The organism is Candidatus Tisiphia endosymbiont of Ptychoptera albimana (assembly GCF_964026605.1).
Taxonomy (GTDB): Bacteria; Pseudomonadota; Alphaproteobacteria; order Rickettsiales; family Rickettsiaceae; genus Tisiphia.
The window spans coordinates 532,518-548,450 of the sequence record NZ_OZ032164.1 but is presented as its reverse complement, the minus strand read 5'-3'; the positions used below and the strand labels follow the sequence as shown (position 1 = coordinate 548,450).

Genomic DNA, 15,933 nt, shown 5'->3' with positions numbered 1-15,933 from the left:
ACACTTAGTGCTAGAGATTTATAATATATATTACCATTAGTTATTGCAATTATGGGGTAATATGTATACTGAAAACTTACATCAAAGTCAAACGATTCAAAATTTAGTCATAAAATCTGTTACAAATAATAGCGTAGTTATTTCAGGTTATGCTAGTGTTTATAATATTTCTGACCAGCATAATGACCTAATTGTTAAAGGAGCTTTTGCCTCAGCTAATCATTCGCATATCAAGTTTCTTTGGCAACATGATTGGCAAAAACCAATAGGGGTAATTAAGTCTTTAACAGAGGATGATTACGGCTTAAAAATTGAAGCTGTAATTAATAATAAAATTGAAAAAGGCAAAGAGGCTATAGAACTTGTCCGTCAAGGGGCAGTTGATAGTCTTTCTGTTGGTTTTAATATAAAACTATCAAATTACAATAACTTAAATCAAAGAGTTATCACTGAAGCTGAGTTAATTGAGGTTAGTATAGTGACTTTCCCAGCCAATTACCATGCCAAGATTTCGCATATAACCAAACATATATACTCAAATGATACAATTTTAATGGAGAATAACATGGATACAGAATTAATGACCAAACAAAATAGTAATGAAGTAAAAATCAATGAGTTGCAGGAGAAAGTTTATAATCTAGAAAATTTTCTATCTCGTCCAGAAATAGGGGGGATGCAAGATATTGAATATAAAACAGCTTTTAATAATTATATTCGTAAAGGTAGCCAAAGTGAATTAATCGAAAAATCCTTAAATAGTGGGGAGCAAGAAGGCGGGGTATTATTAGTGCCAGCTTTATATAATAGTATAATCACTGAAATTAACGCTAGATCACCTATGCGGCAATTAGCATCAATTGAAATGATTTCTAGTAATGCCCTTGATATAGTAATTGAAGATGGCAATTTTGCTAGTGGTTGGGTTGGCGATCTAGAGGCAAGAGATGAAACAACGGCTCCTAAGTTAAAGCAACAGAGAATTTTTGTACATGAGCTTTACGCTCAACCAAAAGCCAGTCAAACTTTGATAGATGATTCAGCTATTAGGATAGAGAGCTGGCTGATAGAGCGTTTAAGAGATAGTTTTGTAAAAGCCGAAAATGATGCGTTTATTAATGGAGATGGTAAGAAGAGACCACAGGGTATTTTATCTGGATATCATGATAAAATAGAACATTTTGATATGGGTGAGCAAGTTACCGCAGAAAAATTACTGGATTTTATCAATTTACTTGATGAAGAATATTTGGCAAATGCTAGTTTTTTAATGAACCGTACTACCTTGTCATTCATTCAAAAACTGCAAGATAATAATGGTCGTTTTATTTGGCAGCAGTCGCTCTCGGACTCTTTAAAGCAAACAATTTTTGGAGTGCCTGTGGTTTGTTGTTCTGAAATGCCCTCGATAAAGAAAGATAATATTGCAATTGCCATAGGTGATTTTAAATCAGCATATAAAATTATAGATCGTGGTGGTATTAATATCATGAGAGACCCTTATACCGATAAGCCATTTGTAAAATTTTATGCAGTCAAAAGAGTAGGGGGCGATGTAGTAAATCAGAGTGCTATTAAATTGGCGATATTTAGTTAACCTAATCTCAATTTCGGATTAATTTCATTAATCCGAAATTAGAATGAGAATGTATATGCATAAAGAAAATATATTTAAAGTTATTGAATTAATTCCTCAGACTATTTGGACTTTAGTAGAAGTTAAAAACTATATGAGGATAGAAGGAAATTATGATGATGAGTTAATTAGTGGCTTAATAGATGCGGCAATTATGGCTGCTGAGAATTTTACTAAACTTACGATAATAACAAGGCGGGTAGAGTTTATTTGTAACATTAAAAATCAACAAAATTTTCAGCTAAAATATCAACCGATAAAAGAGATAGTGAAGATTGCTCTAACAAATAGTAGTGAATCGATTGAACTGCGATCTGATCAATATTATCTAGATCATGATCGATCGTTATTATGTTTGAATAAAAAGTTAGAAAACTATCAATTAATAGTTGAATATATTATTGGATATGATAAAATTAATATTCCAGCTTCAATAAGGCATGGAATATTAATGCATATAGCAGAAATGTATGATAGGGAAAGGCAAAATGCTACTTCTTTGTCAACGGAAGTTAAAAATTTATATTTAGCATATAGACAATTAAAAATATAGTTAAAAATGAAAAAATCAGTAGCACGTAGTTTGCAGCATCAGGTAAAAATTTTAGAAAACTTTTCTACAAGTGAAATAGAGCAAGAAAAATGGCAAGAGAAATTATCTGTTTATGCTGAAATAAAACCTATTTGTGATAATCGATTTACATCGATAGAACATGTGAATTTTGGTCATATTATGACGGAAGGGTTTTATCTGTTTAAAATAAGATTTATCAAAGAAATTACCACCAAGATGCGTATATCATTTAGAGATAGGCAATTTGAGATTAAACGGATTATTAACGTGGCAGAACAAAGTAAATTCTTGAATATCGTAGGGCTAGAGATATATGTCTGTTAATTTTATTCATGATTTTCACATGACAATATATAAATTATTATCTAATGACCAAGATATTAGACTTAGCGTTGATCGAATTTACATATCGGTAGTCCAAGATGCAAAATATCCGTGCTTACTAATAAATATTTTGAAAGTTGAAAATATATCAAGATTAGATCAAAATATTTACGAGGTGGAATTTGAGATAAGTGCTTTTGCTAGGGATAAAAACCAAGGCCTATTGACTTTACTTGCTGAAAAAATTACTAATAAATTAACAGCTAATGCATGTATTCTTCAAGATTATATTGTTGCTAGTATGAAAGCATGTAATATAAATTTTCAGCGTAGTTCTGACCTTATAACTACTAAGCTTACGATAGATTATAAAGCCTTATTAAAGGGGAATAAAATTGGCAAGAAGTCTGTAGTAAAAGGGATGAAAGATATTGATTAACAGTACCGTATATAGTACTATTAGACTTGCTGCATAAATCAAAGATAGTTGAGGGATTTTTAGGAGAAACGAAGCCGGCTACCTTCGCGTACACAGACGTACGTGAGGAGCGGAGGCGAGTTTCGACGACAAAATCACCAACTAGATTGACTTATGCAGTAAGTCTATTAATTAACATTTTAAAAGGAGCAATTATGACATATTTAATAGCTAGTGAAGCTAGAAAGAACTTATATAAATTGATAGATTTGGTAGCAGAGAATCATGAGCCAACAATAATAAAAGGTAAAAGAAATGCGGCAGTTTTAATTTCAGAGCAGGACTGGGAAGATATTCAAGAGACATTATTTGTAGCAACAAATAAAGAATTAAGCCAATCCATAATTAAAGGTCTTGCTACTGATTTTAAAGATTGTAAGACAAAACTGGTGGATTAGCTAGATGTATAGTTTGTATTTTACTAGCGATGCTTGTAAAGATTTTAAAAAGATTAAAAAATCACCTTTGCAGAAGCAAATATACAAGTTATTAGAAATTGTAGGTAATGATCCATTTCAAAATCCTCCGCCCTTTAAAAAGTTAAGAGGTATGTATTTGGGGGCTTATTCAAGAAGGATTAATTTGCAACATAGATTATTTTATGAAGTAGATATGGTAGATAAGAGGATAAAGATACTACGTGTGGAGTCATTATGGAGATAATTAAGAACTATAGCTAACCCGTTAAGGTTTTAGATAGCCTCTACGTTAGCAAATAAAATATTTAACAATCAGGCGTCAAACCGCTTTAAGCCTGATTGTTTACATTCTCATTCCAATTTCGGATTAATAAAATTAATCCAAAATTGAGGTTTATAGGAGAAATTATGAATTTTCATGATATACGTATGCCAAAATTTATTGAAACTTTTGCTGTTGGCAGACCAGAATTTGCGACTTCTTGTGCTATGACATTATCGGGCAGAGAAGTAAGAAATTTAGATAGAGAATATGCTAAACAAAAATATTTGATTAAAAATTGTCGTTTGAGTAGTCTCGAATTTGAACAGTTTAGTTCTTTCTTTAGAGCAAGAAGAGGAGGGAATTTTGCCTTCCGCTTTAGAGATAATGTCGATTATCAAGTATCAAGGCAAATTATTGGTAAAGGTGATGGGGAATTAACTCAATTCCAACTGGTTAAACTATATGAAGACCCAATTTTGCCCTATGCTAGGACAATTAGTAAACCGGTATTTGGTAGTGGAGAATTCTATGTTAATAATATTAATACAGAGGTTGAAGTTGACTATAATACCGGATTAATAACCCTACCAAGACCATTAGATAAGGGGCAAATTTTAATAGGTAATTTCACTTTTGATGTAGCTGTGCGATTTGCTAGTGATAGTTTTGAATATTTTTATTCTTCTGACGGGTCAATAGAATTATCTCCCATAGAATTATTGGAGGTTATATGACAGTAGCAGAAAATATTGATAATCCCATAGCTGAATTACAAGGGTTTACTTATTGTTTCCATATCACGTTACAGGATGGTTTTGAGTTGTATCTTACCGAGTCTGATAGATATTTATCAATTGATAATGTAATATTTGTTCCGAATTCTGGAGTAACTTTAAAGGAAGGAGGATTTAATGATTCTGCCCAAAATTACATTATCTTAGAAGGAGTTTTTGAGAATGGGGGAGTAAAACAACACTATGATTTAACACAAGCTATAGTCAAGATATATGTTTGTTTTGCTAATTCTTGTAGGCATTTTGTTACTTATCGTTGCATCACTTATACTAAAAGAGATTTAGATTTTACTTTACGTTTAGAGCCAAATATAGATGTATATAATCAATCGTTACTGCAATCTTTTAGTAAGAATTGTCGTGCTAATTTTGGTGATTTAAAATGCAAAATAGACAAAACAGTTTATAGTCAGATATATAATATTAAGGAAATGTTTGGTAGAACTATGGTTATCTCAAACCTTGATAAAGAAAATGGTTATTTCAATTACGGGGATGCTATTTTAAATGGGCTTATAAATGGACGGTTTTGTAGTAAAATCCTTAGTAATTCTGAAAATTTGGTTATATTGGATCAATTAATTCCTGATAGTGTGAAGCATAATAAGACTGTTCAGCTCATTGCTGGTTGTGATAAAAAATTTACAACTTGTTGCAACAAGTTCAACAATGCAGTAAATTTCAGAGGAGAGCCATTGATTCCTGATGATAACTTTATCAAAGTGATTTAGGAAACCGAATATACTCAGGTAGAACTTCAAGAATTGCCGTTCCCACAACCAATAGACTTACTGCATAAATCAAAGATAGTTGAGGGATTTTTAGGAGAAACGAAGCCGAGCACCGCAGCGTACACAGACGTACGTGAGGAGCGGAGGCGAGTTTCGACGACAAAATCACCAACTAGATTGACTTATGCAGTAAGTCTAATAGTTAATGGCAATTACTAGAACCTGTACCCATCCCTACTGTAGTGTTATAGCCACAATCTACATAATGTATTTCACCAGTAACTCCTTCTGCTAAGTTACTCAGTAAATATAATGCAGCCCCTGCAACATCACGCTGAGAAGTGTTTCTGCGTAACGGCGATGCAGCTTCATGGAGAGCTAACATAGTTTTGAAATCATTAATACCACTAGATGCTAGAGTTTTTATAGGCCCAGCTGATATGGCATTTACTCGGATGTTATTTGAGCCCATATCAGTTGCAAGATATTTTACACTAGATTCTAACGCAGCTTTAGCAGGCCCCATGACATTATAATTAGGAACTACTTTTTGTGAGCCATAATAAGTTAGGGTAAGGATACTACCACCGTCTTTCATCAAAGGTTCTGCACGTTTTGCCAAGGCAATTAGAGAATAACATGATATATTCATGGTATTAAGAAAGTTAGACAATGAGGTATCTATATATCTGCCTTTTAATTCATTCCTGTCAGAGAAACCTATAGAATGAACCAAAAAATCGAGTTTGCCCCACTTTTGCTCAATAATTTTAAACAAATTATCAAGTGATTCTTCATCTGTTACATCACATGGAACAACGAAATCACACTTAATTTCTTCAGCAAGTGGTATAACGCGTTTCTCAAGCACTTCTCCTTGATAGGTAAGGGCTAAGTTTGCACCATGTTCTTTGGCAATTTGAGCAATAGCCCAAGATATTGATAAATTATTAGCGACACCAGTAATTAATCCTTTCTTACCATCAAGCAAAGCAGTGACTTTAACTTGCATACATATTCCTTATTTTTATTAAAACCTTGCCCAAACAATAGCATGATGTATATTTTTGTAAACAATTTTTATCAAAGTAACATTAATGTTCTCATCCAAAATATTCACCCTGATTTCAGGTATGATTAGTGGTTTAGTTTTTGCTCCAATTTTCTTTATACCTGGATTATTTGCCTTGGCACTGCTATGTTATCAAGTACAAATTGCTAATAGCTGGAAAGAAGCCTCTATATTAGGCTTTATATTTGGTTTTGGGCATTTTTTAGTCAATATGTACTGGATTAGTATAGGAGTTACTGTATATATTGATGAATTTTGGTGGGCAGTACCACTGGCATTATTTGGCTTTCCAATTATTCTTGCTTGTTTTATTTCTATAACCTGCGGTCTAGGGTTTTTAGCAAAGAATCATGGTTTGTATCAGTTTATCTTTTGCCTTTATTGGGTATTTTTTGAATGGGTAAGATCATGGATATTTACCGGATTACCTTGGAATTTGCTTGGATACGCTTTTTCATTTTCTGATACTCTTATCCAGCCTTCTAGTATTATAGGAGTATATGGTTTAAGTTTTATTGTAGTATATATATCAACAAGTTTTTATCACCTATTTACTAAACAATCTAATCTACTAAAAATATCATTAGACTTGCTGCATAAATCAAAGATAGTTGAGGGATTTTTAGGAGAAACGAAGCCGAGCACCGCAGCGTACACAGACGTACGTGAGGAGCGGAGGCGAGTTTCGACGACAAAATCACCAACTAGATTGACTTATGCAGTAAGTCTATTAGCAAATTCATTGCTAATAATGTCTCTGATAACTTCCTATGGTTTATTAAGGCTGCATAACAACCCTACCAGTTTCTCAAATGTAAAAGTTCGATTAATTCAGCCAAGTATCCCACAAACTGCTAAATGGGATGTTGAAGAATTTTGGAAAAATTTAAATCTTCATATCACATTGTCTAAAGAGCCGGGCGACGTAGACCTAATTATATGGTCAGAAGCCGCTATGGTAGTACCGTATGATTATAAACCGATCAAAGTGAAACTATCAAAAATGTTGGAAAGGAAAAAAGCAATTTTAATTACTGGTGGTATAACAAATAATGGTAAAAAAGGGGATGATTTTGAGATTTACACGAGCTTATACGCTTTAACAAAAGAAGGGGATAAATTATTTGAATATCATAAGTCTCATTTAGTACCATTTGGTGAATATATGCCTCTTAAATGGATATTACCCTTGAAGAAATTAACCCCTGGGTTGTTAGATTATACTGAAGGGAGCAGACAACTCGTTAGTCTTGATAAACCTAATATAATCATAAAACCGCTTATTTGTTATGAAGCGATCTTTCCAAACCTTGTTCAAACGAGTAATAAACTTTCAGATGTGATTATTAATGTCACTAACGATACATGGTATGGAAATTCCTCTGGTCCATACCAACATTTACAGATTAGTCGTATGCGTAGTATAGAGAATGGTCTTCCTATGCTTAGAACAGCTAATAATGGTATATCTGCCGTAATAGATCCAGTAGGCAGAATTATTCAACAACGAGCTCTCAATGAAGTAGGTTATATAGATAGTTTATTACCAAATAAGCTAGAATATGAAACTTTATACTCCCAATTTGGGGATATAAGTGCTTTATTAGCAATAATATTTACCCTAATTAGCTATATTTTAATAAAAAATCTTATCAATATCAATAAAAAATTACTTGATTAAGCTAGAATATTATACTATCATTAGTTGCAATAGGTAGAGAAATATTAAATTATTATAACAATGAATAAATATAATGAATCAAAAGAAAGAATAAATATAATTGTAGGTATGCGTTTAAAAAAGCGTCGTATAATGCTCGGCATAAGCCAACAAGAATTGAGTGAAGCTATTAATCTTAGTGTAAAACAGATACAAAAATATGAAGATGCTACTACCCCAATAGCTGGCAGTATATTGTATTTTTTTGCAAAAATATTAAATGTATCTATTGAATATTTTCTTGATATGACTAAACCTACTGAGGTATCAGAGGATTACCTATTTGGTACGCAAGACAACAATAGTCTTGTAAATAATATTATTGCTGAAGATAAAGCAGAGTATTTAGTACCTTTAAAATACGATATAGAAAAAGAAGTATCTTATCTTGTTGAAGGATTTACCGAGATTCAAAATCCACAGATTAGGCAGAAAATAGTTGAACTGATTAAGTCAATAGTAGCCTCTCAAGGCAATCAAGTCTAAACCGCAGTAATTACCTAGCTTTACAAGTTGTTCAATTTTTAAGTTAGTCAAGTCAGGAGAATTGGATAGCAGGAATGATGGAGCAAAGACTATAGATAATAGGCGAGCGATCGAAGACGACGTCACCAAATTCTCATCAATTGACTATATAACCTCAAATATTAGACCTCCCGACTACCGCATTTTTTAATAAGGCATAAGCTTGGAAGGCTCATAGTGCTGGGGTTTTTAAAATTTAGGCACAACATTATTTTGTTATTTTAAATATATTTCAGCATGGTCTGAACGTTTGATGTTAAAGCTTTTATAGATTTTTCTAGCTTCGTTTTTTATTGCACTTGGTATACTGCTCGTAAATGAAGAGTTGGTAGACGATAGTATAACTTCAAGAAGAGCTAGGCAGTAGCAAAGTCGAGCGGCGTAGCGTACATTAGACTTGCTGCATAAATCAAAGAAGCTTTCGGGATTTTTAGGAGAAACGAAGCCGGCTACCTTCGCGTACACAGACGTACGTGAGGAGCGGAGGCGAGTTTCGACGACAAAATCACCAACTAGATTGACTTATGCAGTAAGTCTATTAGTAACTAGGCAGCTTCGATCTTTGCTCGCGACAACGCCAATTCTTGAAGTTCTACCTGAGTATATTCGTTAGAAAGAAATTAATATTTTTATATGACAGAAAAGTTAAAGCATGATTCATTGGCCAAAACAATCATGAGTGATCCTGTAGCAGCACAAGAATTTTTAGAATATTATTTACCGAGTGATTTTAAGAGTTTAGTAGATTTATCAAAAATAACAGTAGAGAAAGAAAGTTATATAGAGGAATCGTTAAACAAAAAATATAGTGATATAGTGTATGGAGTTGCAACCAAGAAGCATGGCAGGGCGTTTGTTTATATATTAATTGAAGCTCAATCAGGTGTTGATTATTGGACAGCTCTACGGTTATGGAGATATACATTATTATTGTGTGAAAGGCATAAGAAAAGGAGGGCTAAATTACCATTAGTGTATAATTTAGTGATCTATAATGGTAAGGAGGTTTATAATGCTCCTAGGAATTTGTGGAATTTGTTTACCGATGCAGTGATAGCTAAGCAATTAATGACAGAAGATTATCAATTAGTTGATTTGCGAAGTATGTCAGATGATGAAATTATCCAAAAGAAGCATATTGGTATGTTAGAGTATATGCTAAAACATATTCATCAACGAGATATGTTGAAGCTTTGGGAAGAGTTTCTAATAAAGTTTAAACATGTTATAATACTGGATAAAGAAAAAGGATATATTTACCTTCGATCATTTTTATGGTATACTGATACCAAATTACTAGAGGATCAGCAACCAAAATTAGAGCAGGTCTTGTCTAAGCATTTATCTGAAGAAGAAAAAGGTAATATTATGCGAACTATTGCACAAAAATATATCGAAGAAGGTGAGTTTAGAGGTATGAAGATTGGTAGAAAAGAGGGAAAATATGAAGTAGCAAAAAATATGTTCTCTAATAATTACTCTATCCCTGAAATTTCTCGTATTACCGGTTTATCTATTCAGGAGATCAACAATCTGCTTAAATCCTAGTTCGGGTCTGTCAGGGTCTGTTAGATTCTTTGTGTAAGTATGATTGCTCCATTCCCAATTTTATTCTTAACTGGCTTCATAACTTACACAAAGTATATTATAGACTCGGTTATTTTTTTGCTTTACTAGCATCAATACCATAAAAACTCCTTGCTCTCTCAACTATCAGATCAAATTGTTCTTCATTGGGAGTTTGTGGTGTAGCTCCTTCAATAAATGTTCCACCAATAACCCCTATATCATCAGTACTACTGCTAGGTAAATGTTTTGGATGCATGTAAAAATACCAATTTACTGCTTGCCCAAAACTAGTTTTACCGTTACCTAAATTAACTGAAATCAAATATTTCACATCTTCAGGATCTTGGTTTTTTAACATAATTAAATGTCCTTGACCAGGAGTCATTGCATTATCATTATCGAGTTCTTTAGCACCAAGACCAGTACAATCTACTATATACTTAGTTTTAATTTCTGCAAAATTTTGAATTTTATTTTTAATAAAAGGTACTTTCTTATTTTTTAAATAAGTTGTTAAACTTATCATCATTTTTGGTACATTGATCAGAATTCCATCATCATAAGCTACCATAAGCCTTGTTGTCCCATTACCAAAATCAAGTGCTACATCTTTGGCTGGTTGCATCACCCCGGCAGTTACATAAGGTTCTAAATCTGATTCTTCCCTAGTTGGAAAGTAAGCTGGCATTATAACAGCTCCATCTATAAAATTACTCTGTTGTTTTTTAGCAATAGCAGAATAAACTTTATAAGCATTAACAGCTATTTTATTCATCATAGGTCTTGCATTTGGTGGATAATCCATGAAAGAAGGCTTAAGCAATCCACCAGCATTATTAGAAGGTAGTCCATCAAATTGGTCAGCAATAATAGTGATGTTATTATATCCCCTTTCAATTAGATCATAAGCACTCCATAACCCCATAACACCAGCTCCGATAATAGTAATGGGAGTATCGGGTTTTAAATCAGTAGCATATTCTGATTTTTGCAATAATTCATTAACATAAGCAATAGCTCCTGGTGCTAATGTCCAACCACTACCACTATGACCATAATTATGGGCAATAACTTTATCACCTAGCTTAGTAACAGTCATATTTGGTATACCATGCCTTGTAGGGCGATAACATATAATTTTTTGACCAAGATTAACAGCTTCTAGTTTTAGTGGAGCAATTTTTCGTATTTCAGGTTGAGCTTGTGGTTGAGCATACACCGTTGGTAACATAAATATTAGAACCATAGCAAAAGATTTAACAGAATTAACCAATAGAGTAGGAGGTAGTAACTTTAATAAGGTGACAAACATATTTAACTCATTAATTAAAATTTTTATTAGCAATATATGACCATTTCCTTTCAAACAGTAGTTGAATATATAAGATGTGTTTTAGTAAATAAAGACATAAAATTTTTAGAAGTGCCACTTGCTACTGTTTCTAGGTTTGTTTCCTTTATTTCAGCTATTTTTTCTGCTACATATTTAACAAAAGCTGGCTCATTTTGCTTTCCACGCATTGGAACGGGGGCTAAGTAAGGAGAATCTGTTTCAATTAATAATCTATCTAGTGGAATATAACGTACTATATCCTGTAAACTAGCTGCATTTTTAAAGGTTATAATTCCAGCAATTGAGATATACATACCAAGGTCAAGCATTTTCTTTGCCAAATGCTTTGAGGAGGTAAAGCAATGAATAAGACCGGTAAATGGTGCATTTTGCATTTCACTGCTTAAAATATCAATGGTGTCTTCTTCTGCTTCTCTTGTATGTACTATAATTGGTAATCCGGTACTTTGAGATGCTTGTATATGTTGCTCAAAAGAGCCAATCTGTTTATTTTTGTCAGATGTTTGGTAATAATAATCAAGACCAGTTTCACCAATACCAATAATTTGGGGGTGATTAGAATAATCCACAATAGTTTTACACATAGTGATTTCTTTAACTTCATTAGGATGTACGCCGCATGAGGCAAATATATTGCCGTATTTTACGGTTATTTCTAAAATAGCTGGTAATTCCTCAAGGGTAGTACAGATAGTCTGCATGTACTGAACACCATTATCCTTAGCCCGAGTTATTATTGTTGATAAATCTTCTTTCAACATGTTTAAATGGCAATGAGAGTCAATTAATATCATGAGCGTATCCAATTTTTTGAGACTATTATATTAGCAATTTTTTCTACTTCATTAAGTGGGACATAATTATACTGTTCAAGCTGAGTTACAGATTCGTCTAATATTTTCGCTATTCCTAATTCTACCAAATTTTGTGTAAATGATAGATGTTTAGGTAATTTAAAATTATTAGGGCAAAATATGTAAAGAGGCTTGCCAGTAGAAGCTGCCTCACTACACATTGAAATCGAATCAGCAGTGGAAATTATGTAATCTGCCTGTGATAACATACCAAAATAAGGGTTAGGTTTAGTGTTTTCCTCTGTTGGATCGTAAATAATAGCAGAGGAAGATACATTGTTTTTAATAATTTCTTTTGCTGAATTGGGGGTGCGTCTACTAAAGCTAATAAACAAGTTATATTCTTTGCCTTTTTGTATAAGATTAGATAATATTGTTGCAATTTGGTGAGCATTATCATCGGTAAAAGTATAATTTTTACTATTACCACCGATAATTACTGAGATAAATTTCCCAAGTTTTGGATGATTTTTACGTAATTCAATGCCACCATCCTGTATTTTTTCTTGAACATTGTTTAAAGCCCCAGTAATTCTCAATATACTCAAATCACTTGAGTGCATATTTAGTTCTTCCTTACTAACTTTATCATGGTGTGGTAAAATAATTAGATCAAATTGTTTAAACGGCAGGTTAGGGTGCATAATTTGAACAATTTTTATTCTACCATTAGACTTATGTTTTAAATAACTTGCTAAAGAAGCAGTTCTTCTTCCGGCAGAAATTATTAAGTCTGGGAATCCTTGCCTGTCTGTAATAATTTTCCACGATTGTAATAGTTCCTTTTTTACATGGATAGGGCTGAATCGGAGTAAGAAATTTGGTAAATTACCCCAAAAATTATATTCAATAGGTTTTAATTCATAACCAAGCTTGATATTTTCTGCTAGAGCTATGGCTTGATTGGCATTACCGACGCTACTATCAGTCAGTACCCAAATTTTAGGTTTAGTAGTATCTATCATATTCTTTTCTATTTAGACCACTTTATCAATAACCAATTCGCTATTCATTGATTTTATGTTTACAGTATCACCGCTCATGATACTACTCGAAAGAATCATTTTGGCAAAATGATTCTGTAGTTCTCGTTGAATAACTCTTTTTAATGGTCTAGCACCAAACATTGAGTCATAGCCCTTATCAGCAAGGTAATTTATAGCTGATTCATCAAATTGCAATATAATATTTTGTTGCAAAAGAATTTTTTTCAGATTATCCAATTGTATTTTAACAATATCATGGATGTTGGCACGAGTTAGTTTATGGAATAGAATAATCTCATCTAGCCTATTTAAGAATTCAGGTTTAAATACGGCTCGTACATATTCCATTACTTGTTCTTTGATTTTATGTTGGTCATCTTCTTCTCGTTGATTAATAAGTATTTCAGCTCCAAGGTTAGAAGTAAGAACAATAATGGTATTTTTAAAATCAACGACTATCCCTTGACTATCGGTTAGTCGTCCTTCATCTAAAATCTGCAGCATGATGTTAAAAATATCTGAATGAGCCTTTTCTACTTCATCAAATAAAATGACTTGATAAGGTCTCCTACGTACTGCTTCGGTTAAGATACCTCCCTGCTCATAACCAACATACCCTGGAGGAGCTCCAATCAAACGTGATATAGAGTGTTTTTCCATATATTCAGACATGTCAATTCTGAGTATGGCATTACGATCATCAAATAAAAAAAGTGCCAAAGCCTTGGTTAGTTCGGTTTTACCAACACCAGTGGGACCTAAGAATAAAAATGACCCAAGTGGTCTGTTAATATCTTGCAAACCAGCACGAGAACGACGTACAGCATCACTGACTCCTTTTATAGCTTCATCTTGACCGATTACCGACCTGCGTAGTTTATCTTCCATCGCTAGTAGCTTTTCACGCTCGCTTGATAGCATTGTATCAATCGGTATACCAGTAATTCTAGATATGATTATAGCTATATCGTTTTCCGATACGACTTCTTTTGATAGTTTGTTATCTCCACCTTCCATTGCTTGTTGTAGTTTCTTAGTTAAATCAGGAATAATACCATATTTCAGCTCACTAGCTCGGGCAAGATCGCTACTTCTTTCTGCTCTTTCAAGTTCTGCTTTAGCTTTTTCTAGCTCTTCTTTTAATTTTTGTTCAATATGTATTTTGGATTTTTCAGCTTGCCAGCTAGCACTCATATCATAAGAAAGAGATTCAAGTTTTTCTAATTCATCGGTTAAGAGGATAATTTTCTTTTTTGAATGTTCATCATTTTCTTTTTTTAGAGCTGCTAGTTCAATTTTTATTTGAATAATACGGCGATCAAGTTCATCCAATTCTTCTGGTTTGCTAGATAATTCTATTTTTAACCGACTACATGCTTCATCAATTAAGTCAATGGCTTTATCTGGTAAATAACGATCAGTAATATATCTGTTAGATAAAGTACTAGCAGCAACTATAGCACTATCAGCAATTCTTACACCATGATGTAATTCATATTTGTCCTTAATGCCACGTAGAATTGAAATAGTATCTTCTACTGTTGGCTGGCTAACGTAAACTGGTTGAAATCTTCTAGCAAGAGCTGCATCTTTCTCAATATATTTACGATATTCATCTAAAGTGGTAGCACCAATACAATGGAGTTCTCCTCTAGCAAGCATTGGCTTTAGTAAGTTTGATGCATCCATAGCTCCGTCTGTCTTACCAGTTCCTACTAAAAGATGTAGCTCATCAATAAATAAAATAATTTCTCCACTAGAGTTTTTAATCTCATTTAATACAGCTTTTAGTCGTTCTTCAAATTCTCCACGGTATTTAGCCCCAGCAATTAAAGCTCCCATATCAAGTTCAATGATACGACAATTTGCTAAAGTTTCAGGAATATCTTGGCTAAATATTCTTTGGGTTAACCCTTCTATTATGGCTGTTTTACCAACTCCTGGCTCTCCTATCAGCACTGGATTATTCTTCATTCTTCTCGACAAAACTTGCACTGTTCTTCTAATTTCCTCATCTCTGCCAATTATTGGATCAAGTTTACCAAGTTCTGCCAGCTCGCTTACATCTCTACCGTATTTTTTTAGGGCATCGTAACTACTTTCAGAAGATTCGCTATCTGCTTTTTTACCTTTTCTTAACTGTAAAATTGCTGCATTTATTTTCTTATTAGTTATTGAATTATCCGATAAAATTTTACCAGCAGAGGTTTTGTCATATGATAAGCCTTCAAAAATTCGCTCAATAGTCACAAAACTATCAGCATTATTCTTGGCAAGTTCTGATGCTTTATCAAGTAATTTTAGTGCTTCTGATGATAGGTAAAGCTGTCCTCCTCCCTCAATTTGTACTTTTGGGATTTTGTTTAATTCTATAGTTAAAGCTCTATTTAAATCGTCTAAGCTACTACCCAAAATATTAATGAGATTAGTAATAACACCACTATCATCGTTTAATAAGCTTACCAATATATGTAATGGCAATATTTGCTGATGATCATTCTTTGCTGCTAAGCTTTGAGCATTAGAGATAACAGATTTTGCATGTGTAGTAAATTTATTCATGTCCATTTCAATAACCTTATAAATTGTAAATTAGGTCAAACCTGATTGTTAAAATGTACTCGTGTCAGCC

General features: G+C 33.0%; 18 protein-coding genes. 13 read left to right on the top strand and 5 right to left on the bottom strand.

Going from position 1 to position 15,933, the window contains the following annotated elements:
* Nucleotides 1-61 precede the first annotated feature (61 nt).
* The 9 genes from AAGD36_RS02640 (at nt 62) to AAGD36_RS02600 (ending at nt 5,440) form a co-directional block, all read left to right on the top strand.
* Nucleotides 62-1,597, top strand: coding sequence for a phage major capsid protein (locus tag AAGD36_RS02640; RefSeq protein ID WP_341755831.1), 1,536 nt, complete (start codon nt 62-64; stop codon nt 1,595-1,597).
* A 55-nt stretch (nt 1,598-1,652) separates the two neighbouring features.
* Entirely contained in the window at nt 1,653-2,189 is a 537-nt protein-coding gene (locus AAGD36_RS02635; RefSeq protein ID WP_341755830.1) for a head-tail connector protein, read from the top strand.
* Between the two features lie 6 nt (nt 2,190-2,195).
* Entirely contained in the window at nt 2,196-2,534 is a 339-nt protein-coding gene (locus AAGD36_RS02630; RefSeq protein WP_341751821.1) for a phage head closure protein, read from the top strand.
* Nucleotides 2,535-2,553: 19 nt separating this feature from the next.
* Entirely contained in the window at nt 2,554-2,973 is a 420-nt protein-coding gene (locus tag AAGD36_RS02625) for a hypothetical protein (protein WP_341755829.1), read from the top strand.
* A gap of 26 nt (nt 2,974-2,999) precedes the next feature.
* Complete coding sequence (locus tag AAGD36_RS02620; protein WP_341755828.1) at nt 3,000-3,410, top strand: type II toxin-antitoxin system Phd/YefM family antitoxin; 411 nt, start codon at nt 3,000-3,002, stop codon at nt 3,408-3,410.
* Between the two features lie 4 nt (nt 3,411-3,414).
* Nucleotides 3,415-3,675, top strand: a complete 261-nt coding sequence (locus AAGD36_RS02615) for a Txe/YoeB family addiction module toxin (RefSeq protein WP_341755827.1) — start codon at nt 3,415-3,417, stop codon at nt 3,673-3,675.
* A 164-nt stretch (nt 3,676-3,839) separates the two neighbouring features.
* Complete coding sequence (locus tag AAGD36_RS02610; RefSeq protein WP_341751827.1) at nt 3,840-4,430, top strand: TIGR02217 family protein; 591 nt, start codon at nt 3,840-3,842, stop codon at nt 4,428-4,430.
* Complete coding sequence (locus tag AAGD36_RS02605; protein ID WP_341755826.1) at nt 4,427-5,221, top strand: DUF2163 domain-containing protein; 795 nt, start codon at nt 4,427-4,429, stop codon at nt 5,219-5,221. Before AAGD36_RS02610 ends, AAGD36_RS02605 begins: the two co-directional genes overlap by 4 nt.
* Before the next feature lie 33 nt (nt 5,222-5,254).
* The gene (locus tag AAGD36_RS02600; RefSeq protein ID WP_341755825.1) at nt 5,255-5,440 is read left to right on the top strand and encodes a hypothetical protein; all 186 of its coding nucleotides are present in this window, start codon (nt 5,255-5,257) and stop codon (nt 5,438-5,440) included.
* Here the strand turns inward: AAGD36_RS02600 and AAGD36_RS02595 are convergent.
* On the bottom strand, nt 5,424-6,233 hold the full coding sequence (locus AAGD36_RS02595) for an enoyl-ACP reductase (RefSeq protein ID WP_341755824.1): 810 nt from the start codon (nt 6,231-6,233) through the stop codon (nt 5,424-5,426). The two genes, AAGD36_RS02600 and AAGD36_RS02595, sit on opposite strands and share 17 nt — an antisense overlap.
* Before the next feature lie 85 nt (nt 6,234-6,318).
* Here AAGD36_RS02595 and lnt point away from each other — a divergent pair, with 85 nt between their 5' ends.
* The 4 genes from lnt (at nt 6,319) to AAGD36_RS02575 (ending at nt 10,086) form a co-directional block, all read left to right on the top strand.
* On the top strand, nt 6,319-7,974 hold the full coding sequence (gene lnt / locus AAGD36_RS02590; protein WP_341755823.1) for an apolipoprotein N-acyltransferase: 1,656 nt from the start codon (nt 6,319-6,321) through the stop codon (nt 7,972-7,974).
* Between the two features lie 60 nt (nt 7,975-8,034).
* Complete coding sequence (locus AAGD36_RS02585; RefSeq protein ID WP_341755822.1) at nt 8,035-8,499, top strand: helix-turn-helix transcriptional regulator; 465 nt, start codon at nt 8,035-8,037, stop codon at nt 8,497-8,499.
* A gap of 436 nt (nt 8,500-8,935) precedes the next feature.
* Nucleotides 8,936-9,151: a hypothetical protein gene (locus AAGD36_RS02580; protein ID WP_341755821.1), complete on the top strand. Its 216-nt coding sequence runs from the start codon at nt 8,936-8,938 to the stop codon at nt 9,149-9,151.
* Nucleotides 9,152-9,171: 20 nt separating this feature from the next.
* Nucleotides 9,172-10,086, top strand: coding sequence for an Rpn family recombination-promoting nuclease/putative transposase (locus AAGD36_RS02575; protein ID WP_341755820.1), 915 nt, complete (start codon nt 9,172-9,174; stop codon nt 10,084-10,086).
* Between the two features lie 109 nt (nt 10,087-10,195).
* On the opposite strand, the gene AAGD36_RS02570 is transcribed toward AAGD36_RS02575, so the two are convergent.
* The 4 genes from AAGD36_RS02570 to clpB are packed head-to-tail and all read right to left on the bottom strand — an operon-like array spanning nt 10,196 to nt 15,869.
* Entirely contained in the window at nt 10,196-11,419 is a 1,224-nt protein-coding gene (locus AAGD36_RS02570; RefSeq protein ID WP_341755819.1) for an FAD-dependent oxidoreductase, read from the bottom strand.
* A gap of 50 nt (nt 11,420-11,469) precedes the next feature.
* Nucleotides 11,470-12,255 carry a TatD family hydrolase gene (locus AAGD36_RS02565; protein WP_410521242.1) on the bottom strand — a complete coding sequence of 262 codons (786 nt, stop codon included), beginning with the start codon at nt 12,253-12,255 and terminating at the stop codon, nt 11,470-11,472.
* A complete protein-coding gene (locus AAGD36_RS02560; protein WP_341755818.1) occupies nt 12,252-13,280 on the bottom strand; it encodes a mitochondrial fission ELM1 family protein in 1,029 nt (342 codons plus the stop codon). Before AAGD36_RS02560 ends, AAGD36_RS02565 begins: the two co-directional genes overlap by 4 nt.
* 12 nt (nt 13,281-13,292) lie before the next feature.
* A complete protein-coding gene (gene clpB, locus AAGD36_RS02555; protein WP_341755817.1) occupies nt 13,293-15,869 on the bottom strand; it encodes an ATP-dependent chaperone ClpB in 2,577 nt (858 codons plus the stop codon).
* Nucleotides 15,870-15,933: the final 64 nt, after the last annotated feature.

Coding starts and splice junctions, on each gene's coding strand:
- AAGD36_RS02640 (WP_341755831.1), top strand. CDS start 62: ATGTATACTGAAAACTTACATCAAAGTCAAACGATTCAAAATTTAGTC.
- AAGD36_RS02635 (WP_341755830.1), top strand. CDS start 1,653: ATGCATAAAGAAAATATATTTAAAGTTATTGAATTAATTCCTCAGACT.
- AAGD36_RS02630 (WP_341751821.1), top strand. CDS start 2,196: ATGAAAAAATCAGTAGCACGTAGTTTGCAGCATCAGGTAAAAATTTTA.
- AAGD36_RS02625 (WP_341755829.1), top strand. CDS start 2,554: ATGACAATATATAAATTATTATCTAATGACCAAGATATTAGACTTAGC.
- AAGD36_RS02615 (WP_341755827.1), top strand. CDS start 3,415: ATGTATAGTTTGTATTTTACTAGCGATGCTTGTAAAGATTTTAAAAAG.
- AAGD36_RS02610 (WP_341751827.1), top strand. CDS start 3,840: ATGAATTTTCATGATATACGTATGCCAAAATTTATTGAAACTTTTGCT.
- AAGD36_RS02605 (WP_341755826.1), top strand. CDS start 4,427: ATGACAGTAGCAGAAAATATTGATAATCCCATAGCTGAATTACAAGGG.
- AAGD36_RS02595 (WP_341755824.1), bottom strand. CDS start 6,233: ATGCAAGTTAAAGTCACTGCTTTGCTTGATGGTAAGAAAGGATTAATT.
- lnt (WP_341755823.1), top strand. CDS start 6,319: ATGTTCTCATCCAAAATATTCACCCTGATTTCAGGTATGATTAGTGGT.
- AAGD36_RS02585 (WP_341755822.1), top strand. CDS start 8,035: ATGAATAAATATAATGAATCAAAAGAAAGAATAAATATAATTGTAGGT.
- AAGD36_RS02575 (WP_341755820.1), top strand. CDS start 9,172: ATGACAGAAAAGTTAAAGCATGATTCATTGGCCAAAACAATCATGAGT.
- AAGD36_RS02570 (WP_341755819.1), bottom strand. CDS start 11,419: ATGTTTGTCACCTTATTAAAGTTACTACCTCCTACTCTATTGGTTAAT.
- AAGD36_RS02565 (WP_410521242.1), bottom strand. CDS start 12,255: ATGATATTAATTGACTCTCATTGCCATTTAAACATGTTGAAAGAAGAT.
- AAGD36_RS02560 (WP_341755818.1), bottom strand. CDS start 13,280: ATGATAGATACTACTAAACCTAAAATTTGGGTACTGACTGATAGTAGC.
- clpB (WP_341755817.1), bottom strand. CDS start 15,869: ATGGACATGAATAAATTTACTACACATGCAAAATCTGTTATCTCTAAT.